Genomic DNA, 26659 nt, shown 5'->3' on the forward strand with positions numbered 1-26659 from the left:
CATGAGTATTTCCAATCGCAAAGTTGTTATTGTCGGTGCAGGCCATGTCGGCTCCCATGTCGGCTACGCACTGATTTCGCAGAGTTTGGCAGACGAGATTGTCTACATTGACTCCGATCACGCCAAGGCAGTTGCACAGGCGTTCGACCTGACCGATGCGACCAATTACCTTCCGGTTCGCACCAAGGTCACCGCGGGTGACTACAGCGATGCCAAGGACGCACAGATTATGATCATCTCGGCGGGCCCGCTGCCGACCGGCAATCAGACCCGTATGGATACGCTGGGTCAGACCATCGCCATCCTGAAAGATGTAACAAAATCCATCAAAGAATCCGGTTTTGACGGCATTATCGTCAATATCTCCAATCCAGCGGACGTTATCACGCATTACATCCAGCACACGCTGAACTGGGCGCCGGAACGCATTTTCTCTACCAGCACTACGCTGGATTCCGCAAGACTGCGCCGCGCGATCGCGCAGGAGATCGGCATTGACCAGAAATCTATCACCGCTTATGCGCTCGGCGAGCACGGCGAAAGCCAGATGGTCGCATGGTCGGCTGTCACCATCGCGGGCAAGCCGCTCAGCCAGTGGCAGGCGGAGTATCCGGACACGTTCGGCAGGCTCGACCTCGATGCACTGGCCGATGCGGGCCGCGAGGGCGGCTGGACCATCCTGCGCGGCAAGCAGTGTACGGAGTTCGGCATCGGTGCTTCCGCCGCAGAAGTCGTTCGCGCCATTTTTTACAACGAGAACCGCGTTCTTTCGGTTTCTGTTCTGCTGAACGGCAAGTATGGTCAGCACGATGTGTACGCCAGCGTGCCTGCTATCGTGGGTCGCGACGGCATCGCAGAGATCATCGAGCTGCACCTGACTCCCGAGGAGCAGGAGAAGTTCAACGCATCCTGCAAGACCATGAGCGAGAATTATCAGCTGTCGCTCACTCTCTAACATCAGTTCATTAAAAAGTTCACATAGAGGCAATACCGCACAATTGAACAAGAGTGATTTGCGAGTAAATTTTGCGTGCTGATGCGGCGTGTTTTTGCAGCAATACTTTGTGTATTGCAAAAAATCACAACAAAATCAGCGCACAAAATTTCCGCAAAGCACCGCAGTTTAATTGTGGGGTATTGCCTCCCCAAAAACGGAGGTAATCCCAATGAAGCTCAAAAGAATCATCGCACTGTCCCTGTCCGCAGCAACCCTCGCCCTGTCCCTGACCGCCTGCGGCGGCTCGAGCAGCGCAGCTTCCGATGACGCACAGGCATCCGACAGCAATTCCGGCGATGCCGTAACCGTAAAGCTCGGCGTAGTAGGCAGCATCTACGAGGATCTGTGGACCCCGGCCAAGGAAAAGCTGGCTGACGAGGGCATCGACCTCGAGTTCGTACAGTTCTCGGACTACGTTACCCCGAACAACGCACTTGCGAACGGAGAGATCGACCTGAACGCATTCCAGCACCGCATTTACCTGCAGAGCGAGATCGACAACTACGGCTATGAGATCGAGAACATCGGCAACACCTTTATCATTCCGCTGAACCTGTACTCGGACAAGGTTAAGTCGGTTGATGAGCTCAAGGACGGCGACACCGTAGCCATTCCGGACGATGTAACCAACGGCGGCCGCGCGCTCAAGGTGCTGGAGGCTGCCGGTCTGATCAAGCTGAAGGACAGCGCCGAGTTCAACCCGACCATCGACGACATCGAGACCTACAACACCAAGATCACCATCGAGGAGCTGAAGGCAAACGTTATCCCGTCCACGCTGGCTGACGTTACCGCAGCTGTTGTAAACGGCAACTACGCACTGGATTTCGGCCTTAAGACCGAGGACGCCATCTACAAGGATGATCAGCTGGACATCGAGGAGTACTGGAACCTGATCGCAGCACGTTCCGCTGACCTCGAGGATGCGGACAAGCTGGAGACCTATAAGAAGGTTGTTGCAGCGTTCCAGTCCGATGAGACAGAGGCAGTATTCAATGACCAGTTCGGCGGCTACTTCATCAAGGCAGGCTGGGATCAGGATCTGCTGGCAGACAAGTAATTCATAATTATTCCTAATGCCGCCGGAAACAACCGACGGCATTTTCGGCAGGGAGGAAACAGTAATGCAGATCAACAAACAGGCGCTGCGGGAGATCATTCCGGACAGCGAACGCCTGCTTTTCGAGGAAAATATTCCGGCGGAGTACCTGAGCGACGCGCTCGGCCGCCGCACCGGCACAGCGGATGCACTCGTGTTCGCGCTTTCGACCGAGGAGGTCAGCGGCGTGCTCCGGTACGCCAACGAAAACGGCATCCTGGTCACGCCGCGCGGCGCGGGCACCAATCTGGTAGGCTCGACAATTCCGCTGTTCGGTGGTATCATTTTGGATGTGTCCCACATGAACCGCGTGCTCGAGCTTGACCGCGACACCATGACCATCACCGTCGAGCCGGGTATGCTGCTCAAGGATCTGCAGGCTTACGTCGAGGAACGCGGCCTGTTTTATCCGCCGGACCCGGGTGAAAAGGCGTCGAGCATCGGCGGCAACATCAGCACCAATGCGGGCGGTATGCGCGCAGTCAAGTACGGCGTAACACGCGACTATGTGCGCGGGCTGGAGGTCGTCCTTGCGGACGGCACGGTGCTGCATGTCGGCGGCAAGCAGGTGAAGGACGCGAGCGGTCTGTCGCTCAAGCACCTGCTCATCGGTTCAGAGGGCACGCTGGCGGTCATCACCAAGTGCCTGCTGCGCCTTCTTCCCAAGCCGGAGACCACGGTGAGCGTGCTCGTGCCGTTTGCCGATCTCGGCACGGGTATCCGCAGCGTGCTGACCATCCTGCAGGCGAACGCCAACCCGACCGCAGTCGAGTTCATGGAACGCAAGGTGGTTGCGCTCGGCGAGGAGTTCTGCAAGGTGCAGTATCCGCGCCCGGATGCGGGTTCGTACATTCTGCTGACATTTGACGGCCACGAGAGCGAGGTCAACGCGAATATCGAGCGTGTGCGCCGTCTTGCGCTCGACAACGGTGCAATCGACTGCATCGTGCTGCGCAGTGCGGAGCAGGCCGCCGACATTTGGAAGGTGCGCGGTGCGCTCGTTATGGCGGTCGAGGCTGTGTCCGAGCAGGAGCCGGTGGACATCGTTGTGCCCATCAGCCACACGGCGGATTTCGTTCGCTATATCAACGAGCTGGAAGCATCCTCGGGTATGCGTATGATCGCGTTCGGCCATGCGGGTGACGGCAACGTGCATCTGTGCGTAGTGCGTGACGGCCGCGACCAGCAGACATGGGAGCGCGAGCTGCACGAAAACATGGAGCAGGCTTACGCTAAGGCGTATTTTTACGGCGGCGTAGCCTCGGGAGAGCACGGCATCGGCATTTCCAAGCGGTCGTACTTCCTGCGGGAGACCGCGCAGGAGAATCTTGCCGTGATGAACACCATCAAGACCGCCCTCGACCCGAAACATACACTGAACGACCAGAAATCTTACATTGTGGGAGGAAAATAACCATGCAGAGCTTATCTGAGCGCACCGCCGGCTTTACCGATTCGGTCATCCGCCGTATGACGCGCGTTTCCATGCAGTATGATGCGGTAAATCTGTCGCAGGGCTTCCCGGATTTTGAGCCGCCGAAGAAGCTGCTCGACCGTCTGGCGCAGGTGGCCTACGAAGACTATCACCAGTATTCGATCACATGGGGTTCGCAGAACTTCCGCGAGGCGCTGGCCGCCAAGCAGACCTATTTCATGGGCCGCAGGATCGACCCGAACACCGAAATCGTCACGACCTGCGGCAGCACCGAGGCGATGATGGCTGCGATGATGACAGTCACCAATCCGGGCGATAAGGTTATCATTTTCTCCCCGTTTTACGAGAACTACGGTGCGGATACCATCCTGTCCGGCGCAGAGCCTATCTATGTGCCGCTCGTGCCGCCGGATTTCCACTTTGACGCAAATGTGCTTGAGGACGCGTTCCGTCAGCACCCGAAGGCCATCATCCTGTGCAACCCGTCCAATCCGTGCGGCAAGGTGTTCACCCGTGCCGAACTGGAGATTATCGCGTCTCTCGCAGAGAAATACGACACCTATGTTATCACCGACGAGGTGTATGAGCATATCGTATTCGCACCGAACAAGCACACTTATTTTGCCACGCTGCCGGGTATGTGGGAGCGCACGCTGTCGTGCTCGTCGCTTTCCAAGACGTATTCCGTCACCGGCTGGAGACTGGGCTATATCATCGCTCCACCGGAGATTATTGACCGCGCGAAAAAGGTGCATGATTTCCTGACCGTCGGCGCAGCAGCACCGCTGCAGGAGGCTGTTGTTACCGGTCTCAAGATGGGCCAGGACTACTACGACGACTTGCAGGCCAAGTACACACAAAAAAAGGAGCTGTTCCTCAAGGGTCTGGACGATCTGCAGATTGCCCATACCGACCCGCAGGGCGCGTACTATGTTCTGCTTGACATTGCCGAGTTCGGCTACGAGAGCGATCTTGCGTTCTGCGAGGATCTGGCGCATTATGTCGGCGTAGGCGCGGTTCCCGGCTCGAGCTTCTTCCGTGAGCCGGTCAACAACCTGATTCGCCTGCATTTTGCCAAGAAGGACGAGACGCTGCTCGATGCACTCAACCGTCTGGAATCGCTTAGGGACAAAATTAAGCCGAAACACCGATAAATTAGGAGGAAAAGCTGTCATGGACGTAAAGAAAGCCGCAGCGGAAACGAAGGACTACATCGTATCCATCCGTCGGGAATTTCACCGGCACCCGGAGCTGAGCCTGCAGGAATTCCGCACGGCACAGCGCATTGAGGAGGAACTGGACAAGTTCGGCATTCCGCACACGCGCGTGGGCGAGACCGGCGTGCTCGGCACGCTGAAGGGCGCAAAGGACAACGGAAAAGTGCTGGTTCTGCGTGCGGATATCGATGCGCTGCCGATTGAGGAGACGCACGAGTGCGTCTATCGCTCGGAGAATGCAGGCGTCATGCACGCCTGCGGCCATGACGCGCACGCGGCCTGCCTTCTGGGTGCCGCGAAAATCCTGTCGGAGAACAGAGATGCGTTCAGCGGAAAGGTCCGTCTTGTGTTTCAGCCGGGAGAGGAAATCGGAAAAGGTGCAAAGCCATTTGTCGCAGCCGGTGTGCTGGATGGTGCCGAGCGCGTGTTCGGTCTGCACACTGCGTATGATTTGGAGGCAGGCACGGTAGGACTTAAACCGGGCATCAACAACGCCGCAGTCGATCATTTCCGCATTCGCGTGCACGGCAGGTCCACGCACGTTTCCACGCCGCATCTGGGCGTGGATGCGCTGTATATCGCCAGCCAGATTGTTGTGGCAGTGCAGGGACTGGTTACGCGCCGCACTTCACCGACCGAGCCGGTCATCATCGGTATCGGCAAGCTGAACGCGGGCACGACCTACAACGCCGTGGCAGCATTTGCTGAAATGGAGGGCACAACGCGCACCATTTCGCAGGAGAGCCGCGACCGCGTCCGTGCACAGGTCAGTGAGACAGCGCAGAGCATCGCTGCGCTGTACGGCGGCACGGCGGAAATCGAGTGGACGGACTTTGCCGCTGCGCTCGTCAATGACCCGCAGGTGTGCGAGGAAGCTGCTCAGGTCGTGGACGAGCTGCTCGGAGAAGGACACGTTGTCACTGACCGTGAGCTGTCGCTCAGCGGCGACAATTTTGCCGAGTTTGAGCGGTATAAGCCGGGCGCGTATGCGTATCTCGGCACCGGCAATCCGGATTTGCCGCACACGATGATCACCAACCATAACGGCGGCTTCGATGTGGACGAGAATGCACTTGTGACCGGTGCCGGTCTGTATGTCGGCTACACAGTCGCGCGGCTTGGATAAAGCGAAACGCTCAGCTATCGTTTGGTAGCTGAGCGTTTTGCTTTTGAAATTACAGTTTTGAACTTACATCCCGCACTCAAGTCCGTTATACCGTGTCACCACAAACGGATAGCTGAGTGTCTCCGGCTGGATGCCAAGCTGCCGCAGACCGGCACACAAATCCTCGACAACCTGCATATCGTGGTCGCGCTGCGCGACGGACAGTTTCATTTTATCTCCATACGACGAGATCAGCAGCGCAAACGGCTGCACAGCACACGGCAGGATTGCGCCGTAATCGAGTACATACGGACGGCAGCTTTCCGGCAGGGCGAACCGGCCGACATTGGTAATGAGAAAGCTGTCCTCGAGCACAAAATCAGTCGTGACCTTCTGTGCCGCCTGCATTTTCTCCGCGAGCGGCATATCTGCCTCATGCAGCGATTCACAGCGGTCTGCGGCGGCTTTTGCACGATAGAGCAGCTGTTCGCGCTGCATCTGATCCTTCAAAAATGCCTTCGTGCGCCGGAACACCTCGTCATTCGGCAGATCGCGGTATTCCGGAAAATACGGCAGATCGATAAAACAAATAAAATACCGCGTGGTAAGCGTCGGCAGCAGCGGACGCAGATCGACCGGAATCTCCGCGATAACCGGCTTGTCCGTTCCGCCGAACTTATCATCAAACGCTTTCATCATCAGCGGAGCCAGTACAGACAGCGGACTGACGCCGATGGACTTTGCGTAATCGTGCAGCTGCGAAAATGGGAACGTCACCTCGGTGACGACCTCGGAGCCGTCAGCGCCCCACTGTACCTCGGGGGCATGAACAGCCTCCGGCTTTTTCCAGATGCCATCCGGCGAAAATTCACGGTCTGCCAGCTGCTCGTAGCCGTTTGCGCTCTCCTCAGGAGACCAGCGGGTATCCATGCCGCGCACAGAGCCGTCATTCTCAACCGGGAAACCGCAGTTTTTCAGGTACTGGAACAGTACACAGCGGATAAACTCCTCGAATCCGCGTCCATCCGAGATAGAGTGCTGATACTCCATATAGATGGTCTTGTCGTGGTAGCCGACGAGAAATAAGTATCCGTTCGTATCCTTGGAGCCGATGGTGTAGCGGGTGGATACACCGTCGAACGGCAGCACCACGGCGGGCTGCACGTTGCGGCGGTAGCGGAACGCGGTCTCGGTCGGCTCGGCGGTCAGCATCATGTGCGGAAAGCGCAGCAGTGCCTGCTCGACGGCTTCGCGCAGCTTATCCGGGCGCACTTTATCGCGCATGCGGATGGTGTGGCGCGGCACACAGGCGACGGTTTCATGGGTGTTGTACAGGAAGATTTTTGCATAGCTGTCCGTGCGGAGCAGCGGGTCATTCATGGTCATTATAGCATCTCCTCAAAGCATAATCCGGCGCATCTTATATGGTAATTTCAGTATATCACCCTGCAAGGACGTTGTAAATCAAAATGAGTCGAATTTGCACAGTATTATGCAAATATAGAACATGATGTACGATATAATGACCCGCGCGCCTGAAAATACTTGCGATTCGGTTGGCAGAGTATATCACGCCGGAGAAGCTGACATATGAGCATGGAATTTCTGCCGCGGCTGTTCGATTCGTTCTCGCGTGAGCGTATTCCGTGTGAGAAGCAAAAAAACAAGCGACACCATATTTCGATTGGTGTCGCTTGTGTGCGTTTTCAGGCGCTGTCGGTATTGTCTGCCCTTGCAGGGCGGTTGTTCATACCACACCCGTTGTGCGGTATGGATCAGATGGGATTACTGGTCGGTGTAGCGGCTGAGGATAACCGCTACCTGAGCACGGGTTGCGGTGCCGTTCGGCACGAGCGTAGTCGGGGTAACGCCGGTTACCAGACCGTTGCCGTTCGCCCAGCTCATTGCTTCAGCAGCCCACGACTCGACAGAAGCCGCGTCTGCGTAGCCATCGAGTGCTGCGCTGCCCTGCGGCGTATGACTGCGATAGGTATCGTAGCGGTACAGGATGGCCGCCAACTGCTGACGGGTGATCAGCGTATCCGGCTGGAATCTGCCGTCCGTGAAGCCGTTGACGATGCCGTTTTCGGAGGCTCATGCGATGGCTTCCGCGTACCACTTGCCGTCCGCCACATCGGTAAACTGTGCGGTGGAAGCGGCCTTGCTGCCGCTCATGCGGTAGAGTACCTGAACCAGCATTGCGCGGGTCATGCCGTCATCCGGACCGAACTTAGTCGCGGTCAGGCCCTTGAACCAGCCGTTCTCGAGTGCGGTGTTGACCTCGTTGTAAAACCACTTGCGCAGGTTGACATCGGAGAAGTCGCTGCTGTACTCGTGGGTGATAACGAAGGTGGAGAAGTGGGTGGTCTTAAAGGTAGCCTTTCCGGTCGCTGCATCATAAATGACAGGCAGCTTTTCGAACGAGCCGTCCTCAGCAAGATAGTATGCAACCAGATGCGCGGCGTTCTCGCCGCTCTTGAGGCTGTATGCTACAGAAACCGAAGCCGTGCCGTTCAGCGCATGAATGCGGGTTGCAGTGCCGTTTTTCGGCTGCACCTGCGCAGAAATGTTCAGGATGGTGCCGTTCTTCGGCAGGTATTTGCGCTGTGCGTCCGTCAGGGAGGACTTGTCAGCGGAAGCGAGCGAAATACTTGCCATACCGTCAGCCTGTGCGGCGCTGCCGAGTGCGGTCAGCGTCTCACGGTCGAGTGCAACCGTGCCGTTCGGCAGGATAAGCGCTGCGCCGTTCTTTGCACCGGCAAGAGCAGCTACCACATCGCCGGTGAGCGATACCGCGCGTACGGTGGAGTCTGCGGACAGATCAAGCGTCAGCGAATCCTTGCCGGAAACCGCAGTCAGCTTGGAGCTGTCGGCAGAAACCGCTGCGGTGCCGTTCTTTACCACAACCGTTGCGGGAATCTTGGTGCCGTCCGGTGCAGTGATGGAGGACGAGCCGCTGTCGGACGGAGCCGATGCAGCACCGCCGCCGCCCGCTCCACCGCCGCCGCCTGCACCGCCGCCGCTGCTCGGCTTGGCGGCAAAGGCTGCGGTGACAGTAACGTCATTTGCCGGCATGGTGAAGGTGTAGGTCAGGGTGGACGCGGAAACCGTCTTGTCGAGTGCGGTCTCCGGTGCCAGCGTCAGGGTTTTCAACTGATAACCGCTTGCGGGTGTTGCAGTGAGCGTTACCGTGTCGCCGGCCTTGGCGCGTGCCGCAGAAGCGGAAACGCTGCCGTTTTCGGCCTTATTGGCCGTGATTGCGTAGGTCTTGTGGAACAGATTGTCGGTGTTGACCGTCAGAGCTTCCGTTACGTTGCGGATAACCGCTTCAAAGCTGCTGTCCTTCTCGGTTACGGAAACAACGGCATTCGGAGCCGCCTTCTCGAGTTCAGACTTAATTTCTTCGGCGGTGCCGACACAGTTTGTGCTCGGCGTGAGCGTCAGCTTGAGCGTGCCGTTCTTACGAACCTGAGCGGATGTGCTGTTGACTGCACCGGTGTCGGTTGGCTGAATCGGCGTGGTGTAGGTGAAGTTGCCGGTGCCGTTCGTGCCGGTGATTGCTGCGTTGTACTGCACAAGGTCGGTGAAGTGAACGCGGATGGTCTGGTTGGCATCGAGTGTGTGAATATAAATTGGATCGACAAGATTTACACCATCAACCTGTACAGCAGCATCGTTTTCTGCTGCGGTAATGTCACCCTAGGTAACCGTCCACTTTTCGACCATCTTATTGGTGTTCGGCGCTGCAGTGAAGGTGATTTCACTGCTGTTCGGCTGCTTGGTCTGAGAGTTAATCGCGGTGTCGTCAATCTTGGCGGTCAGATGGCCGTTCTCACCAACGGTGCCGAAAGTAAGCTGATAGCTTGCCGTAACCTTAAAGTATACGGTTGCAGTAATATTCTTGTCCGCACGGATTTTGCCTTCCGGATTGGTTTTGGAGTTTCCGGCAGTTTTTTTGCCGTTTACTTCCCACTGTTCAACCTGATAGCCAGTCTTCGGCGCTGCATGGAAGGTGATTTCCTCATCCTTATAAATGGTTACGCCTTCTGCAGGCATAGCCTCGGTCTCAACTTCCTTGCCGTAGATATCATACAGCGTGTATTTTACGGTGCCGTTGCCGGCCGCAGCGGTAGCCTTGGCAGTGTAGGAATCGCTCTGGGCAAATTCAGCGCTGATGGACAGATCGCCAGCCAGTTCGCTGATGGTATAAGTGCCGTTGGTCTTTGCCGTAGCTTCATCCTGAGCAGTACCGTTTACAACCCAGTTCTTGAAAAGCCAGCCGCGGTCTGCGCGTGCCTGCAGCTCAACCTTGCTGCCGCCGGGAATCTTGGACAGAACATCCATAACTTCGCCGTCTACGGTTACAATGATCGTGCCATGCTCCATTTTCGGTGTGGTAATCGCAAATGCGGCACGGTCGGTCTTGAGCGAAACCTTGGTGTTCTCAGTGATGGGGAAGGTATAGCTGCCGTCAGCGTTGAGTTTTCCTGCTTCAACAGCCGTACCGTTCACCTGATAGGTCTCGCCCGTGGCGGCAGCATAGCCTGCCTTGGGCGCTACCGTAATCTTCGTATCACCGGTGACGCTTTCGCCGCTCTTGAGAGACTTGGTGAGCGTTTTGGAGCTATCGTCCGGATCAACCGTCTGATAGCTTGCGGAGATTTCGCCGTCCAGCGTCAGCGTGTAGCTGTCGCGCTCGAATACGGCAGCCAGATCAATATCCTGCACGCCAACCTCAACAGAGAGCGTGTTGGAGCCGTTCGTCGGGTCCGATTCGCCGGACGGATAGCTGTTTGCACCGCGTTTCGAGAGAATCCACTGCTTGAAGTGCCAGCCGGTATCCGGCGTTGCGGTGAAGTTGAACTTTGCACCGCTGGCAATGTAAGCCGGGAAATTCTTGAGGCTTTCGGAGCCATTTTCATCCGTGCATTTGAGTGTACCGCCCTGCTTATTCTGAACGGAAGCATTCAGTTTGGTATTGGTGGTCTTGAAGTAAACCAAAACAGATGCCGGTTTTGCAAGGGTCTTGATGGTAACCGAGCTCTTCTCCTTGCTGTCCTCGATTTCCTTGCCGTCATAGGTCCAGTAATCGACTGCATAACCTGCATCCGGCACAGCCGTCAGGGTAACATCGGTGTTTGCGGTAAAGCTGGAGAATGCACTGCCGTCATTCGCCTTGCCAGCATTCAGACCTGCGGTAATGATCGACGCAGAACCGACAGAGTGCTTGTTTGCGCCTTCGCCGAAGTCCTCAGCCTTGAGGGTCAGGATGTAAGTCAGGCCGTTTACCGTGTAAACGCCGGGGATAAAGGTGAATTCGTAGTTGTTGTACAGCGTTTCGTTGGTATCGGTAGTCTTGCACGGAGAAACCGTGTAGTTGCTGGGCGCAATGTTCGGCGCGAGCGTCACCGTGTTGCCTGCGGTGTTGACTGCGGTATAGCCAAGGTGCAGAGCGGCAATCTCATCAGCAGTCATGTTTTTCGTGTCTGCCGTGAGAGAAAGCTGATTCTTGTCTTTCGGGTTGACCTTATCCTGTGCAACGCCGTCCTTCGGGGTGACAACGCGCAGCGTAACGGCACGCTGAACAACGGTAAACTTGGTTTCCGCAACCGGTTTGGTTTCGCCGTTTACATAAGCATACAGCGTGTAAGTGCCGACATTCAGCGGATTGGTCAAATCCTGCTGTGTTTCCAAACCGGAAACTGCATACTTGAAGGTCGCGTTATTGACCTTCTGCAGACCATGCGTATCTTTACTCATGCGGGAGAGCGACGGCGTTACCGTATCGCCGTAGGTGAAGCGGGTGACGCTGTTGTTATCCTTGCCGTTGGTGAGCGTCAGCTGATAGCCGGTCGCGTTCTCGCCAACGAGAACCATCTGGCCTTCCGCGTTGCTCATATCCTTGAATACATAGCTGCCCGGATAATACGGGGTAACCGTGTATGCACCGTCTGCGGGCACGATAACGTCCTTTGTAACCTTGCCGGTTTTGTCAATTTCAGCCGCAACTGTGGTAGAGAAGTCCGTGCCGCGAATCAGGAAGCTGAGCGTGCCGGTCGGGATGGTGGAGGTAGCAGACGCGGAACTCATTTTAGCGCTGATGTGCAGCGTGCGGTCAAACTGAGCAGTGTTGTCTTTTTGTACATTCTCCGCCGTAACCGTCAGCTCACACTTAGGCGTGCGTTTGCTGTAAACCGTGTTGACTTCGGGCGAGTAAGCGGAAATGCTGAACTCCTTTTGGGCGGTGTTGTCGAAGTAGAGCACATTCAGACGGCAGCGGTAAGTGCCCTTGTCGGCAGAACCGGCGTTTTCGATGCTCAGCGTATCGGAGGTGCTGCCGGCAATATTGATCCAGGAACCGCCGTTCAGCTTCTGCCACTGATAGCTTACGCTGTTGTACTTGCCGCCGTCCGGATTTTTATTGTCTCCGTTATATTTAACTGTTGCGGTTGCCAGAGAATCCGGATAGATCGGCAGAACCGTCTGATTCTCCTTGCCGTCAATCGTTACCGAAATATCGGGATAGCCTGCTGTGGTCTTGGTGCGGCAGGTCAGCGGTTCGCTGTAAATGCTGTTGCGCTGCTGCTCAGCCTTGTTGTTGTTGCGGGTCTGAATCTGATATTCATACTCGGTATAGGGAGACAGGTTCTTATCCGTGTAGCTGAAGGTGTAGGTGCCGTCATCGTGACGCTCACCATCGGTGAACGGCACAAATGCGAGTTCCTTGCGTCCGGAGCCGTCCGGGAAGTTGTAGTAGCGGTACAGCTGGAAACCGGAAACGATCTTGTCGTACGTCCACGTCAGGGTAACGGAATCATCGGTGGTTTTCGCAACATCCTGCTCAAAATCCTCCGGAAGCGGAGACGGAGCCTGCGGCTCGGTTACCGCGTAGGTAACAACCGGGAACGCCTGATTGCCGCTGCGGTAGTTGTAGCAGAAAATTCTCCAGTTCATGCCGTAGCCGTATGGTTTTGCTTCGATCGGCATGTTCTGCAGCGAACCGGAGAACGAGCCGCCTGCGGTGTTGACCGATACCTTGCCGGCAGAGAGGTCCGAACCGGCAACCACGCCTGCGGTTACGCCGCCTGCACCTGCACCCGCTTTGGTTTCGATAGAGGTGGTGTTGGTGTAGTTTTTGCTGTCCGAGGTGGAGAAGCTGATCTCCTGCGTGATGCCGGAGCCGCCGCCTGCCGCGGTGAAGTCAACCTTAGCCGGATCACCGTTATAAGCCTTGGAGCCTGCACTCGGTGCGCTCGGATAGCTGGACGGATCACCGATCGTATGCGTCAGCACACTGCCCGAAATGGACGGCAGCACGCTGTAATCCTCGGCAATGTTTTCGTAGTCGGACAGGTCGATCAGACCGATCGAGGCTTCGTGCGGGATGGAAACGGTGGAGGTTACCTTCGTGTATTTGCCTGTTCCATCCGGGATGTAGGAGGTGTACTCGTAAATCTCCATCGGGATGGAATAGAACGCCACTCTGTCCTCGCCGGAGGTTGTCTCGTAGGTGATGGACTGCTCGAGCGAGGAGGTGTGCTCGGTCTCGTAGGTGAAACCGGAGGTAAAGGCGGCTTCCGCCTCAACGCTGCCGATCTTAACGCCGAATACCGAGAATTCCTGCTCAAAGGAGACATATGCGCCGACCGAGATGGTAGAGGAGGAGCTGGTGCCGTTCTCGGTGCCCTTCATGCTCGAGTAGGTGGTGGAGGACTCAGCATAGTTGCCGGACAGGTCATCGCGGTCGAGCAGATCGGAGAAGTACGGAGGCGAAGCCAGTACCGCCAGAACCTGCGGGTCGGAGTAGGTGTAATAGTGCTTGCCGGTGTAGGTCATGTAGCTGGTATCGTCGTCTGTGTTGGCGAGACAGAGCGTGTACGAGCTGTTGACATCGGTTTTTACCGGCTGAGAGCCGTCAAACAGGTTGACGGTCGAAAGTCTGGTTGTACCGGGAGTACGCTTGTTGTATGTGGAGTTTGTTTCCTTGTTTACAGTATCGTATGTACCGGTGAACGCCCAGTAGGAGGAGCGAATCTTGAACAGCTTGTGCAGCCAGTTTTTGTAGTAGTAGCGGAGCTCGTAATGCGGAACCTTACCGTCTACCGTGTACTTATCAGACTGCTTGTTCTCATCCTTGGACATAGTCTGCGTCAGGGTGAACAGCGTACCCGAACCTGCGGTGTTGTTGTTTGCATCCACCGCGGTGGTCACAGAGCCTGCGGATGCATCGTACTCAACGTAGTCCTCGTTCGGCATAGCAGGCGTGTTGTCGAGCGCCTGCTTGATGTTCAGACCATTCTCGTCGCAGGAGATGACAAGGCTGTCAAAGTACAGCAGATCACTGGTTTTGCCGCCATCGTTTGTTTCGCCTGCGGTCGGACGGGAGATAATCGCCGTATTGGCCGGGCACAGCGGCAGAGAATGGAAAACGTCGGTGCCGTTTTCGGTGTGATTCTGCATTGCGCTGTAAATATAGTTTCCGTCCTTATCCTTGGAGAACAGATCGAAATTCTTAGAGACAGACGGCTTGAAGGTGACGCCGTTCCATGCGTACAAGCCTACATAGCGCGTGTTCTGCTTATTTGCCTTGAGGTCGGCATCCGACTGAGCCGCCAGAATCAGCGTTTTGCCGCCGCCGGTCATATCGCCGAAGGCGAAGGATGCGCGGACCAGATTGCTGCCCTCGTAGGTCAGCGGGAATTCCTGCGAGCTCTGCAGCATGTGTGCGCTCGTGGAACCGAACATTACAACGGCACGCGAGCCTGCGTTCTGCTGCGGACCGTAGTAGTAACCCCAGGTGCAGGCGAGATCGTCTACGCCGTCCTGGTTGACGTCACCGCTGACGAGAGAGATCATGTTGGAAACGACACTGCCCTCACGGAAGAAGTACGTCCACGCCTGTCTCCAGTTAGAGGGATTGGAGTAATCGTCAGTCTGCAGGTCGTAAATCTCAATGCGGGAATTGCCGACCTCCGGCACATAGACCGCAACCTCGTCCTTACCGTCGTTGTCCCAGTCGCCGGTAGCTACCTGCAGGTAGTTTTTCAGCTGATACGGGTTTTCTGCGAAGTTTTCGACCTTTTTGGCGGTCGTGCTGCCTTCGTCGCTGGTGTCGGTCAGATTCGGGTTGCCGATTTCCTTGCTGGTGTCCAGCAGCGTGATCGGCTTGCCGTACTTGCCGGATTCAGCATCGCCGAATCGCAGGTACAGACCGCCTTTCGCGCTCAGGTCACCGGCGTAAACCATGACCGTCTGCGAGGACTTTGCGTCCTTGTCCGAGGTGAAATGGCCTGCGGCTACGTCTGCCATGGCGTAATCGGTCTTGTCGTTCAGCTTGGTAGTGGCATTGGTCATGCCGGTCAGATAGCCCTTGGTGGCATAGCCGTCAGTGCCCTTGCTGCCTATCGGGAACTGTGCGTATGTGCCGGTAGAGGTGGTTTTACCCTCAGAAATAGTTTGGGTCTGCTTCTGAGCGCTCAAAAACTGCTGAGCCTGGGTAGATGTGTTATCATCATTGCCGTACAGCGTGCTTTGAAGGGTATTGTCCTTCTGGTTGGACTGGGAAACGCTTGTATTGCATTTCTCTGCGCTTTCACACTTGCCCAGGCCGATTTTATCTGACGGCAGAACATCATTCGTCAGACCAACGGTATACAGCTCGTACACCGGTGTAACCTTGATGGTATTGCGGCCATACGGGTTGCTGGGGTCGTTGGCATTAAAGCCATCGGGCGCTTTGCTCGAATCTATGCCGAGCGCCGCAAGCGCGTCCGAGCTGCCGGTATCCGCTGCCGCTGCGCGGATATCAAGCGGGCCGCCCATGCCGGCGATAAGAGCCAGTGCCAGAGCAAGGCTTATGCCGCGTTTGAATTTCATGGTATATTCCTCCTTTTCCCATTCTGCGGTGCGGTGGAACGAGCCGCGCCTGCAGAAAAGAGACTGAAAATTGCCTGCGTTTATCATAGCAGCTTTGCAGCCTGCTGTGCGGTCGGGCACACGAAATGTCCGATTTTCGACACGAAATACACCGATAGGAAAAACAGAGTGAACTACGCGTAAATTCTGCAAAAAATGACACACAATCCACAGGAGTTATCAACAGGCTGTGGATAAAATGCGGCAAAAAACACCCCGGTTTTGTCACCTGACAAAACCGGGGAGAAAGGCGCAGCCGTACTTTTCCGCCCGTGCGCGGAACCGTGCGGGCAGAGCACGGATGAGTGCGGCACTGCTTTCGTTTGCGCGCATGCTGCTTGAGCAGGCAGATATCATGCAGGAGCACTTCGGCGTGGGCCCAAAGCGCGTGCCCAAGTTCTGCGTGTCATGTCAGCACTATTCGTTCGCAGTGAACGCATTCGTCGAGGTTGTCAAGGAGTACGACGCAGACCGGTACGGTTTTATCCTGCGGGAAACACAGACCGGAAGTGCATCACGCTCGATGAACTGAAACCCTATCCGTATCTGATTTTTGAGCAGGGAGACCGCAATTCCTTTTATTTTTTCGAGGAACTGCTCAGCATGCTCGATATGCCGAAAACCATTATGTTACCCAAAGAGATAGATACCCCTGAGCAACCGGAAAACCCCATCTCGACATATTCTGCCGCGATGATTCAGGTGTGTCGGTGGAGCACCGGAACGATTTGTGGTCGGTCGATATGCACGCAAAAGCCGCTAAACGGTATACGTTTAGCGGCAGTTTTTTATCGGTTTCTTCTCCACGTTTCCGGCGCAAACAGAAGAAGCATGGGGAACAGCTCCAGACGACCGGCGAGCATATCGAAAGTCAGCACGATTTTACTCAGCGGGTGCAGTGCACCGAAGTTGGCTGCAGGACCGACCTGATTGAGTCCCGGACCGACGTTATTGATGCAGGTAACGACCGAGGTGAAGCTGGTTACCATATCCTCACAGTGCAGACTGACAATGAGGACGGAAGTGGCAATGACGATCAGATATGCCACAAGAAAGGCGTTGACCGAGCGCATGACCTCATGCTGGACGCGCTGTCCGTCCATTTTATGCACGCGCACCAGACGCGGATGAATCAGCGACATCATTTCCTTCTTTACGCCCTTGAACAGCAGCAGGATGCGCGAGCATTTCATGCCGCCGCCGGTCGAACCGGCACACGCGCCGATGAACATCAGCAGCACAAGCAGCAGCTTGCTGAATGCAGGCCACTGGTTAAAGTCCACGGTTGAAAAACCGGTGGTCGTGATGATAGACGCAACCTGAAACAGGGAGTGGTGGAAGCTCTCGCGCAGCGAACCGAAGCAGCCGCGCACGTTGAAGGCGATCAGCGTGGTAAATACGGCAATCACGCCGAGGTACACGCGAATCTCCTCGATTTTGAACAATTGCTTGAATTTACGGGTCAAAAGCAGAAAATACGCGTTGAAATTGATGCCAAAAAGGATCATAAAGACCGAGATGACATTCTGCAGGTAGGCGCTGTTGTAGTGCGCGATGGAATTATTCCAGTTGCCGAAGCCGCCGGTGCCGGCCGTGCCGAGCGAAACGCAGATGGCGTCGAACATCGGCATGCCGCCGAGCAGCAGCAGAATAATCTGCAGAACGGTCAGTCCAAAGTAAATCGCGTACAGGATAAGCGCGGTATCGCGCATGTGCGGCGATATTTTGGAGACCGAGGGTCCCGGGCTTTCCGCGCGCATCAGATAAATGGTCTGACCGCCTGCCAGCGGCAGGACGATCAGCATGAACACCAGAATGCCCATGCCGCCGACCCAGTGCATCAGGCAGCGCCATAGCATAGAGGCATGCGAAAGCGCCTCCACATCGCCGAGAATGGTAGCGCCGGTGGTGGTGAAGCCGGATGCGGCCTCGAAAATCGCATCTACTGCGAACGGAATCTCGCGGCTGAGCACGAACGGCAGGGCACCGGTCACGGCCAGCACCAGCCAGCACAGCGCGACTGCCACAAAGCCTTCGCGTGCGTAGAACTTGGTGTTTTTCGGCTTGTATTCACACAGAATGCCTGCGCCGACCATACAAATCAGTGCCGTGGCGATATAGGCAGGCAGCTCGGGTTCACGGTAAATGACCGCGGTAAACGCGGGCAGCAGCAGGAACAGGGACTCAATGCCCATCAGCCAGCCGATCAGATAGCGGACGATTGCGAAATTCATTTTTCGCGCCCTCCGGCTGTCGGCAGGAAGATATCCTGAAGGTCGTTCATGCCCTCGAAGGTGGAAACGACGATAACCGTATCGCCTTCATGCAGCACATCGTGGCCGCGCGGAATGATACGCTTGCCTCTGCGGTTGATGCAGCACAGCAGAACATCCGGACGAATCGGCATATACTGCAGGGGAACACCGGTGAGATGGTGCGCCGCAACACGGAACTCAAGCGCTTCTGCGCCGTCCAGCTGATGCAGGGTCTCCACGTTGGAGCCCATCGAGTTCTGCATCGCGCGGGTGTACTGGCTGATCAGCTCGGCGGTGGTCTGCTTGGGGCGAATCACCTTGCCGATCGGCATGCTGGCAATGACTTCCTCGAAGTTCACACGGTTGACCTTGGTGAACAGCTTCGCACGGGAATGACGGCCGGCGTGCAGCGCAAGCAGGATGTTCTCCTCGTCCATGCCGGTGAGAGCCGCGAAGGCCTCACAGGTTGCCAGACCCTCCTCATCGAGCAGGTTGCGGTCGGTGCCGTCGCCGTAGATGATGGTCGCGTGCGGGAGCATTTCGGACAGTGCCTCGCAGCGCTCGAGTTTGTTTTCGATAATCTTGACTGAAATGCCGGAATCCAGCAGGATTTTCGCAAGAAAGTACGAGATTTTTCCGCCGCCGACCAGCATCGCGGAGGAAATGCGCTTGACCGGCAGACCGACCTTCTCGAAAAATTCGTTCTGCTCACGGCGCGGAATGATAACCGTGATGTTGTCGTTTTCGCGCAGGATGAAGTCACCCTTGGGAATATAGGTCTGGCCGTCACGGCGGACCATACACAGCAGCACGTCCGTGCGGAGCAGCGGATTGACCTCGCAGACCGCCATACCGTCCAGGCGGGACTCGTGCGGGATTTTGAGGTCGAGCAGCTCGATGCGTCCGCGGGCAAACGTGCTGACGCGGATGGCCGACGGGAATCGGATCAGACGCGAAACAACACGCGCGGTGGACAGCTCGGGGTTGATGACCATCGAAATACCCAGCTCATCGCGGATAAAGCCGAGGTCGGATACATATTCCGGATCGCGCACACGCGCAATGGCGTGGCAGCCGGATGCTTTACGAGCGATCAGGCAGGAAAGCAGGTTGATTTCGTCATGGGTGGTAACGGCGATGAGCAGGTCGGTATCCTGCACGCCGGCTTCACGCAGAACGTGATAGCTGGTGCCGCTGCCCTTTACTGTAGCAAGGTCGTACATATTGGAAAGCTCGTTCAGCCGGCGTTCGGACAGGTCAATCAGTGTCAGGTCGTGTCCGGCCGCGCTGAGCTGTCCTGCCAGCTCCGAGCCGACTTTGCCGCAGCCTACAATAATGATGCGCATAGCGCACCTCCGATCTATTTCTCTATAGCTGTGCTCTGTTGACACAGTCTTGATACGCATATAGCGATTATAGCTGTTTGACCGAGAAAAAGCAATATCCAGACAGGAATTTTGCAGGAGTTTAGCGGAAAACCGACAGATAGGGAGAAATGGTCGGTGTATAGCTGATAATAGTATGCCCGAAAAAAAGGAAAAACCACCCGAACGGGTGGTTTTCACTGCGGATTAAAGTTCCGCGACAGGTCACTTAAACTGTGTATAAGTGGTATCGCTTGCGTAGCCGTCACTGTCGGTCTGGTGCATGGAGACCAGATTGCCGTTATCATCAAAGGTACGGGTATCGGTTGAGAGGGTGCCGCCTTCGATGGTCGAGCGGGTGGTCTGCGTTTTGCCGTCCACCGAGTACACGGTGAGCACTTCTAACACGATGCCGCTCTCGTCTACGGTGACCGACTGGATGAGCCGTCCCTGACTGTCGTAGCGGTTGTCGGTGGAGGAGGTGATATTGTCCTCGCCCTCGTAGGTGCGGGAGGACAGCACGTCGCCGTTGGTGTTCATGCCCATGCGGACGACCATCAGCTCGTTGCCGTCTGCGTCGTAAACCGTGTTGACGGCAGAGGACTGACCGTTGTCAACCTCGGTGTAAACCGTCTCGGAGGAGACCGAAAGTTCGCCGTCCTCGTAGTTTTCCGTGCGAAGAACGCGGTTTTTGTCGTCATAGCTGCGGCGGTATTCCGAAGTAGAGTTGTTGGTCTTGTCGGTGGTGATGGCATCTGTGCAGTTGCCGTTTTCGTCGTAGGTGTAGTCCGTATAGGTGAAATTGAGCGGTTCTTCCTCGCCTTCCACGGTCTGCATGGTGTAGGAGCGGAAGGTGCTGCCGTCCTTGTCATGGCAGTTGACCGTGTAGCTGCGGTTGCCTTCCTCCGTGCGCAGCTCCAGTTCGTAGGAGGCAGCACGCGGCAGAACGGAAGCCAGCTGTGTCGGCACCTGCTCCATCACGGCAATGCGGCATGCAGGCGTGCGGTCATACGCGATGGTGGCACCGAGCACGATGACCGTGCTTACAATACAGGAAATAATGCGTTTGATCATATTTTTGTTCCCCTAAAATAATTAAGGTATAATAATTTCGGTAATCAAGGTGATTCCGGAAAAATGCAGCCGAACCGGAATTCGGCTGCATTCAGCGTTGCTGGATTTTTACTGCAGATGGCTTACTTTACGATTTCCTTTGCTGCAGCGGTCAGAGCCTCGACCTTTTCTGCGGCCTCGGCCTTGTTCTCGCCCTTGGCCATGATGTAAACCTTGACCTTCGGCTCGGTGCCGGACGGACGGATGATAAAGGTCGTGCCGCCTTCCAGCTCGTAGTACATCACGTTCTGCCCCTTAAGCTCCATCGGCTCAGACTTGCCGTCTGCCATGCAGGTGCGGGTGCCCGGCATGTAATCGCGGGTGTAATCGACCTTGTGGGTGCCGATCTGGGTCAGCGGCTTGTCGCGCAGCTCCTGCATGAGTTCCTTCATGCGCTGCAGGCCGGAAACACCCGGCATAACGATCGAAACGGTCTGTTCGCAGTAGCAGCCGTACTTTTCGTACATCTCTTCCATTGCGTCGTACAGGGTCTTGCCCTGGGTACGGTAGTAAGCCGCCATCTCGGCGATCAGCATGGAAGCGGTAACGGCATCCTTGTCGCGGGCATAATCGCCGCACAGGTAGCCGTAGGATTCCTCAAACGCGAAAATGTACTCGTGCGAGCCGTCCTGCTCGAACTGCTTGATCTTCTCGGCAAGGAACTTGAAGCCGGTGAAGGTATCAAAGCACGCAACGCCGTTCTTTTCAGCCGCCGCGCGTGCCATCTCGGTGGTAACGATGGATTTGAGCACCGCCGGATGGGCAGGCATGGTGTTCGTCAGCTTCTTTGCGGTGATGATGTAATCGGTGAGCAGCACACCGACCTGGTTGCCGGACAGGGTGACATACTCGCCGGACTTGTCCTTGAGGACGATGCCGGTGCGGTCGGAGTCCGGGTCGGTGCCGATGATCAGATCAACATCGTTCTGCTTTGCCAGCTCGATGGCGAGCGTAAAGCCTTCCTTGTACTCCGGATTCGGGTTCTTAACGGTCGGGAAGTCGCCGTCGATCTTCATCTGCTCTGGTTCACAGATAATGTGCTTGTAGCCCAGGCGGCGCAGGATCTCGGGCACCAGACGGTAGCCGGCACCGTGGAACGGCGTGTACACCAGCTTGAACTCATCGGCAACCTGCTTTACGCAGTCCGGATTTACCGCAACCTTAATGACTTCGCCGAGGTAAGCCTCGTCGGTCTCCTTAGACAGAATACGGATCAGACCGTTTTTGACGGACTCATCGTAGTCTGCAGTTTTTACACCGGTGAAGATATCGGTCTTTGCCATTTCGCTGGCAACCACGTCTGCCTCGGCCGGAGGAAGCTGTGCGCCGTCCTCCCAGTAAACCTTGTAGCCGTTGTATTCCTTCGGGTTGTGGGAAGCCGTGATGTTGATGCCTGCGATGCAGCCGTAGTGACGGACAGCGAAGGACAGCTCCGGGGTCGGACGAAGCTCATCGAACAGCAGCGACTGGATGCCGTTTGCGGCCATGATGCATGCAGACTGCTTGGCGAACTCGGCCGAGAAATGGCGGGAGTCATATGCGATGGCAACGCCGCGGTCCATTGCGGCCTGACCGTTCGATACGATCAGGTTTGCCAGACCCTGTGCAGCCTGACCGACGGTAAAGCGGTTCATGCGGTTGAGGCCGACGCCCAGTACACCGCGCAGACCGGCCGTGCCGAACGACAGCGGCGCAAAGAAACGGCTTTCGATCTCTTCCTGATTATCTGCAACAGCAGCCAGCTCGGCATGCTCGTCCGCAGAGAGGGCAGAGCAGTCCAGCCAACGCTTGTATTCCGACATATAATCCATTGGTATCACCTCATCGTGTTAGTTGGCGCATCGCCGCTTTCAGCCGACGGATTGCCACTATCTAAATTATACAATATCCGGCTGTCAATGCAAGGGGTTTTGCGCGAATTTGTGAAAAGATTCCATGAAGCAGAGTGATGATATACAAAACGGCAGAGCAGAAATTGTACGTTCTGTGAGGATACCGGAAAATTCTGCGAAAATGCGGAACCAAAACCGGCAGCAGGCCGTCTATTTAGTCAAAAGCCCTGTCTCGAGATAAAAATAACAGTACACAAATAAACAAAAGAATGGTAGAATAAAGGTAAATTATAATAAGAGGTGATAGCTTTGAAAAAAGTCCTTTCCGCCGTACTGACAGCGGCGCTGCTGGTCAGTACCGTGCCGGCTGCCTTTGCGGCTTCGGATATTGATGGCCACTGGGCAAAGTCCTACATTACCGAGCTGCATGAAAACGGCATTATCAATCCGTCTGCCAGCACGGGCAACTACGGTCCGGATGACAAGGTAACGCGCTGGGAGTTCATGCGCTATATCAACCGCGCGTTCGGCTTTACCGAAAAGGCGGATATCAGCTTCTCGGATGTCAATTCGAGCGATGTTTTCTACGAAACCGTGCAGATTGCGGTCAAGCAGGGTTATATCAACGGTGTCGGCAACAACCGTATGGCGCCGGAGGGCACGCTGACCCGTGAGCAGGCGGCAACCATCCTCGGCCGACTGCACAAGTACACGCCGACGGCTGATCTGTCTGCACTGGATATGTTCTCTGATCGGGCCAAGCTGAGCGATTACAGCAAATCCTACGTTGCGGAAGCGGTCAAGCAGGGTTATATCAACGGCTACACGAACGGTACCTTTAAGCCGCAGGGCACGCTCAGCCGAGGCGAAATCGCCAAAATGCTGTACGGCTATATGGGCACCTCGCTGAATAAGAACGGCAATGTGTACTCGCAGGCTACGCTCAAGAGCGATACCAAAAACGTTACGATTTCCGTACCGTGTACGCTGGCCGATGCGGATATCAAGGGCAATCTGTACATCACCGAGGGCGTTCTGGCGGGCAATGTAACGCTTGAGGATGTCACCGTTGCGGGCGATATCATCGTCAGCGGCGGCAATGTAACGCTGGACGGTGTTTCCGCACTCGAGATGGTCGTCTCCAATCCGGCCGGACTGACCCCGCAGGTCATTGCGACCGGCAACACCAACATCGGCACCACCGAGGTAAAAACCTCTGCAACGCTGACCGAGAGCAATCTGGCAGCGACTGCAGGCGGCTTCTCCGATCTTAAAATGAACGGCAGCAGCGTCAGCCTGACGCTGGATGCAGCTGTATGGGACGTTGCCAATGAGCAGACCGGCACTATCCTGACGACCGGCAGCACCTCCATCAGCACGCTTACCGCAAACGGCAGAACCACCGTCACCGGCGGCGGCTCGGTCCAGAAGGCGGTGCTCAACGCCAACGGCTGTGAGCTGACCATGCAGCCGACCAGCGTTGAGCTGGCGAGCGGCGTCACCGCGAAGATTGCCGGCAAGGACGTTGCGGCGTCCACCAGCGTTTCGGTTTCTCCGTCCACGCTGTCCATTGACGTAAACAACAAGGACGCGATCGCGTTCTCCTACGAATTCACCTTCAACGCGGACAAGAACGATCTGACCCGTGTTTCGGTCAACGGCACCAATCTCAAGCAGGGCACGGATTACAACCTGCTGAGCGACAAGAACGGCATTCGCGTGTACAAAACCTATCTGTCTACGCTCAAGGCGGGCACTTACACCGCAGAACTGACCTTTGAGGACGGCTCCAAGGCAGCCATCGGTCTGGCGGTCAGCAACTCGGCACAGAGCGCAGTCAGCCCGAGCCAGATTACCTTTGATAAGTACGAGCAGTCCGCAAACTATGCCGATCAGACGGTAAACGTCGTTCTTCCGGCGGGCACGCGTCTGGATTCCGTCAAAATCGGCAGTACGGTGCTCGAGCGCGGCACGGATTACACCTATAATGCAACCAACGGCACGATTCGTCTGCTCAAGGAGACGCTTGCCAAGAAGAGCAAGGGCACTTATACGGTTACATTCGTACCCAATCAGGGTTCGTCCTTTACCTGCTCGCTGAGCGTGGTAGATACCGCGCCGGTAAACGAAGTGGTTCCGGGCACGGTTGATTTTGACGCGAACACCTCGTCCGGCGGATACGCCGATCTGGTGGTAACGCTTAACATGGTAGACGGTGCAAAGCTCAAGAATATCCGCTCGAACGGCAAGACGCTCGAGGAGAACTGGCAGTACAAGATCGAGGGCAGCAAGGTCACGATCAACAAGTCTGCGGTTGCGGAATTCGGCAAGAGCGGCGCATCCTACGCGGATTTCGTTTTTGTGATGAGTAAGGGTCAAAGCCCGACGCTGCGTGTCAACTACGTTACCACTTACGCGCTGACGGCTTCCGTGGTAGATGATCTCGGTCTACCGATTTCGGGTGCGTCCGTCACCTTCACGCCTTCGGACGCGGAGAGCGGCACGGCAGCGCAGACGCTGACCACCGGCTCGGACGGCACGGCAACCGTTTATGTCAAGCGCGGCTCGTACGTTGTAACGGCAACGCATTCGCGCTTTACCGCGGCGGTTACGCAGACGGTCAAAATCTCTGCAGGCCGCACGGTCAAGCTGACCGGCGAGATTCTCGAGAATGTACAGCTGGTTGTCACCAACGCGTACGGCGCACCGCTGTCCGGTGCGGTTGTCACGGTTGGCGGCAAGAGCATCACCACCGGCACGGACGGCACGGCGTCGTTCAGCCTCAAGCGCGGCAGCTATGTGGCGCAGGTGGCGTGCACCGGCTACTCCGCACAGAGCGTACAGCTTTCCGTAACCGATTCGATTCGTGAGCGCGTACAGCTCAAGTAATTTCTCAAAAATGCAAGCCGCCCGGTTTTCCGGGCGGCTTTTTTGTGCGCTTTTACAGGCGGATGAGGAATAGGGCGCAAGGGCGTCAGAACGGCGCACAGCGGCTTGCGGTTGGGGCGCGATAAGGGAATAAGGGCGGCCTGCGGCACGGTGCAGAGCGGCGGCAGACCGCTGGTGGGTGAGGGGATAAGAAAACCCCCGAGGAGATTTTCCTCGGGGGTTCCTTTACGTAAAATCGAATCGCGGGATTCGGAGATTACTTGGTGATGTCGCCGTCAACGTCAACGAAGATTACTTAACGCCATCATACTCGATTGCGCCGTTGTTATCAGCAGCCTTATCATCCTCAGCACTTACGTAGATGATCTTAACATCATCGTCAACCGCCTTGGTGATCAGCTTAGCCTTGTCGCCGATATCATTGGTCTTATCCCAGTAAGATACGATCTGACCCTTTTCATCGTACTCGTCGATAGCAGCCATGGTGCTCGGCTTGTGGTAGTCAGTATTCTCGTTCTTCAGGTAGATAGTGATATCAGATGCAGAGTATACCTTATCAGAAGCCTCATCGAAGCTTACCAGATAGCCTTCCTTCAGAGTGGTGTCGCTGTCACCCTCGATCAGAACGGTCTTCTGGGTGTTAGTATCAACATCAACAGTGTAGGAGGTGTAGGTGGTGTCGCCATCCTTAACAGTGCCGTTTTCCTTAGATACGATACCGTAAACAGTGTCTGCGGTAGAACCGGACGGCTTGGTGGTCAGCTCAACATAAGCTGCAACAACCTTGTTGTCGTCCAGAATGGAAGCAACAGCTGCACCAGACTTAGCCTTGATATCGTTCAGGTTGCGGATGGTGTATGCGTAGAAATCACCCGGCTTACCATAAGCATTGGTCTTATTTACGAATACAACAGCATCAGAAGCAGCAACCTTGTTGTTGAAGGACTTAGTGTCCTTAACATATACGGTGGTGTCCTTATTCAGAGCCGTAGAACCCTGAACCTCGGTGATCTTGATCTTGTTATCGGAAACATTCGAATACTTGATCAGAACACCGGTCTTAACATCGGAAGTCTTCAGCTTGGTAGTACCCTGAGAAGTGGAGTCCTTATGAACAACGAACTTGCCTTCGGAACCGTCAGCCTTCAGAATCTTAACTTCCAGCGGATCGAAGCCAGAGTCAATAGTCTGAGAGCCATTGGTGTCCTCTACGATTGCATAATTCTTGGTGCCCTCAGAGGTCTGCTTAGCAGCGTAAACAATACCGCCGATGGTGTACAGGGTGTAGGTCTCGCCAATCTGATCCTTGAAAGTATTCTCGAAATCAGAATCAACATCAGTGCCTTCCAGCATAGCAATGTCGTAAGAAGTGCCGTCAATGCTTACCTTGGAGGTGTCCTTGAAGCTGGTCAGCTTGCCCTCAACGGTAGCTGCCTTA

The 26659-nt window shown here is 55.9% G+C and carries 16 protein-coding genes and 1 pseudogene; 7 read left to right on the plus strand and 10 right to left on the minus strand.

The window, feature by feature from the left end; translation table 11 throughout:
* Position 1 precedes the first annotated feature (1 nt).
* The 5 genes from PGY33_RS09945 (at position 2) to PGY33_RS09965 (ending at position 5874) form a co-directional block, all read left to right on the plus strand.
* On the plus strand, positions 2–955 hold the full coding sequence (locus tag PGY33_RS09945) for an L-lactate dehydrogenase (protein ID WP_118480583.1): 954 nt from the start codon (positions 2–4) through the stop codon (positions 953–955).
* Between the two features lie 211 nt (positions 956–1166).
* A complete protein-coding gene (locus PGY33_RS09950) occupies positions 1167–2057 on the plus strand; it encodes a MetQ/NlpA family ABC transporter substrate-binding protein (RefSeq protein ID WP_118480585.1) in 891 nt (296 codons plus the stop codon).
* A 64-nt stretch (positions 2058–2121) separates the two neighbouring features.
* Complete coding sequence (locus PGY33_RS09955; RefSeq protein WP_243022928.1) at positions 2122–3510, plus strand: FAD-binding oxidoreductase; 1389 nt, start codon at positions 2122–2124, stop codon at positions 3508–3510.
* A 2-nt stretch (positions 3511–3512) separates the two neighbouring features.
* Positions 3513–4685 (plus strand): pyridoxal phosphate-dependent aminotransferase, encoded by a 1173-nt coding sequence (locus PGY33_RS09960; protein WP_118480589.1) that lies wholly within the window; start codon positions 3513–3515, stop codon positions 4683–4685.
* Positions 4686–4704: 19 nt separating this feature from the next.
* Complete coding sequence (locus PGY33_RS09965) at positions 4705–5874, plus strand: M20 metallopeptidase family protein (protein WP_118480591.1); 1170 nt, start codon at positions 4705–4707, stop codon at positions 5872–5874.
* Positions 5875–5937: 63 nt separating this feature from the next.
* Here PGY33_RS09965 and PGY33_RS09970 read toward each other — a convergent pair whose 3' ends face one another.
* From PGY33_RS09970 to PGY33_RS09985, 5 genes and pseudogenes are all read right to left on the minus strand, one after another.
* The gene (locus PGY33_RS09970; RefSeq protein WP_110435567.1) at positions 5938–7239 is read right to left on the minus strand and encodes a hypothetical protein; all 1302 of its coding nucleotides are present in this window, start codon (positions 7237–7239) and stop codon (positions 5938–5940) included.
* Positions 7240–7638: 399 nt separating this feature from the next.
* On the minus strand, positions 7639–7872 hold the full coding sequence (locus tag PGY33_RS09975) for an S-layer homology domain-containing protein (RefSeq protein WP_270478445.1): 234 nt from the start codon (positions 7870–7872) through the stop codon (positions 7639–7641).
* 6 nt (positions 7873–7878) lie between these two features.
* Positions 7879–7935: pseudogene (locus PGY33_RS14525) on the minus strand (S-layer homology domain-containing protein); the annotation flags it as partial.
* Positions 7936–7947: 12 nt separating this feature from the next.
* Positions 7948–9429, minus strand: coding sequence for an InlB B-repeat-containing protein (locus tag PGY33_RS09980; protein ID WP_270478446.1), 1482 nt, complete (start codon positions 9427–9429; stop codon positions 7948–7950).
* A 123-nt stretch (positions 9430–9552) separates the two neighbouring features.
* On the minus strand, positions 9553–15729 hold the full coding sequence (locus tag PGY33_RS09985; RefSeq protein ID WP_270478447.1) for an InlB B-repeat-containing protein: 6177 nt from the start codon (positions 15727–15729) through the stop codon (positions 9553–9555).
* Positions 15730–16069: 340 nt separating this feature from the next.
* Between PGY33_RS09985 and PGY33_RS09990 the strand changes: the two genes are divergently transcribed.
* Positions 16070–16300 carry a hypothetical protein gene (locus PGY33_RS09990; RefSeq protein WP_243022929.1) on the plus strand — a complete coding sequence of 77 codons (231 nt, stop codon included), beginning with the start codon at positions 16070–16072 and terminating at the stop codon, positions 16298–16300.
* 256 nt (positions 16301–16556) lie between these two features.
* Here the strand turns inward: PGY33_RS09990 and PGY33_RS09995 are convergent, their stop codons facing one another.
* The 4 genes from PGY33_RS09995 to PGY33_RS10010 all read right to left on the minus strand — a co-directional run bounded on the left by PGY33_RS09995 (position 16557) and on the right by PGY33_RS10010 (position 22311).
* Complete coding sequence (locus PGY33_RS09995; RefSeq protein WP_118480595.1) at positions 16557–18002, minus strand: TrkH family potassium uptake protein; 1446 nt, start codon at positions 18000–18002, stop codon at positions 16557–16559.
* Positions 17999–19369 carry a Trk system potassium transporter TrkA gene (gene trkA, locus PGY33_RS10000; protein WP_118480597.1) on the minus strand — a complete coding sequence of 457 codons (1371 nt, stop codon included), beginning with the start codon at positions 19367–19369 and terminating at the stop codon, positions 17999–18001. Before trkA ends, PGY33_RS09995 begins: the two co-directional genes overlap by 4 nt.
* Before the next feature lie 243 nt (positions 19370–19612).
* The gene (locus tag PGY33_RS10005) at positions 19613–20461 is read right to left on the minus strand and encodes a hypothetical protein (RefSeq protein WP_118480599.1); all 849 of its coding nucleotides are present in this window, start codon (positions 20459–20461) and stop codon (positions 19613–19615) included.
* Between the two features lie 122 nt (positions 20462–20583).
* Positions 20584–22311 carry a phospho-sugar mutase gene (locus PGY33_RS10010; RefSeq protein ID WP_270478448.1) on the minus strand — a complete coding sequence of 576 codons (1728 nt, stop codon included), beginning with the start codon at positions 22309–22311 and terminating at the stop codon, positions 20584–20586.
* A gap of 330 nt (positions 22312–22641) precedes the next feature.
* Between PGY33_RS10010 and PGY33_RS10015 the strand changes: the two genes are divergently transcribed.
* On the plus strand, positions 22642–25221 hold the full coding sequence (locus PGY33_RS10015; RefSeq protein WP_158557369.1) for a X2-like carbohydrate binding domain-containing protein: 2580 nt from the start codon (positions 22642–22644) through the stop codon (positions 25219–25221).
* Positions 25222–25512: 291 nt separating this feature from the next.
* Here PGY33_RS10015 and PGY33_RS10020 read toward each other — a convergent pair.
* Positions 25513–26659 (minus strand): hypothetical protein (locus PGY33_RS10020; protein WP_270478450.1); only part of this gene is annotated, 1147 nt, incomplete at its 5' end.

This window comes from Butyricicoccus sp. AF18-9LB (assembly GCF_027684505.1).
GTDB classification, from domain to species: domain Bacteria; phylum Bacillota; class Clostridia; order Oscillospirales; family Butyricicoccaceae; genus Agathobaculum; species Agathobaculum butyriciproducens.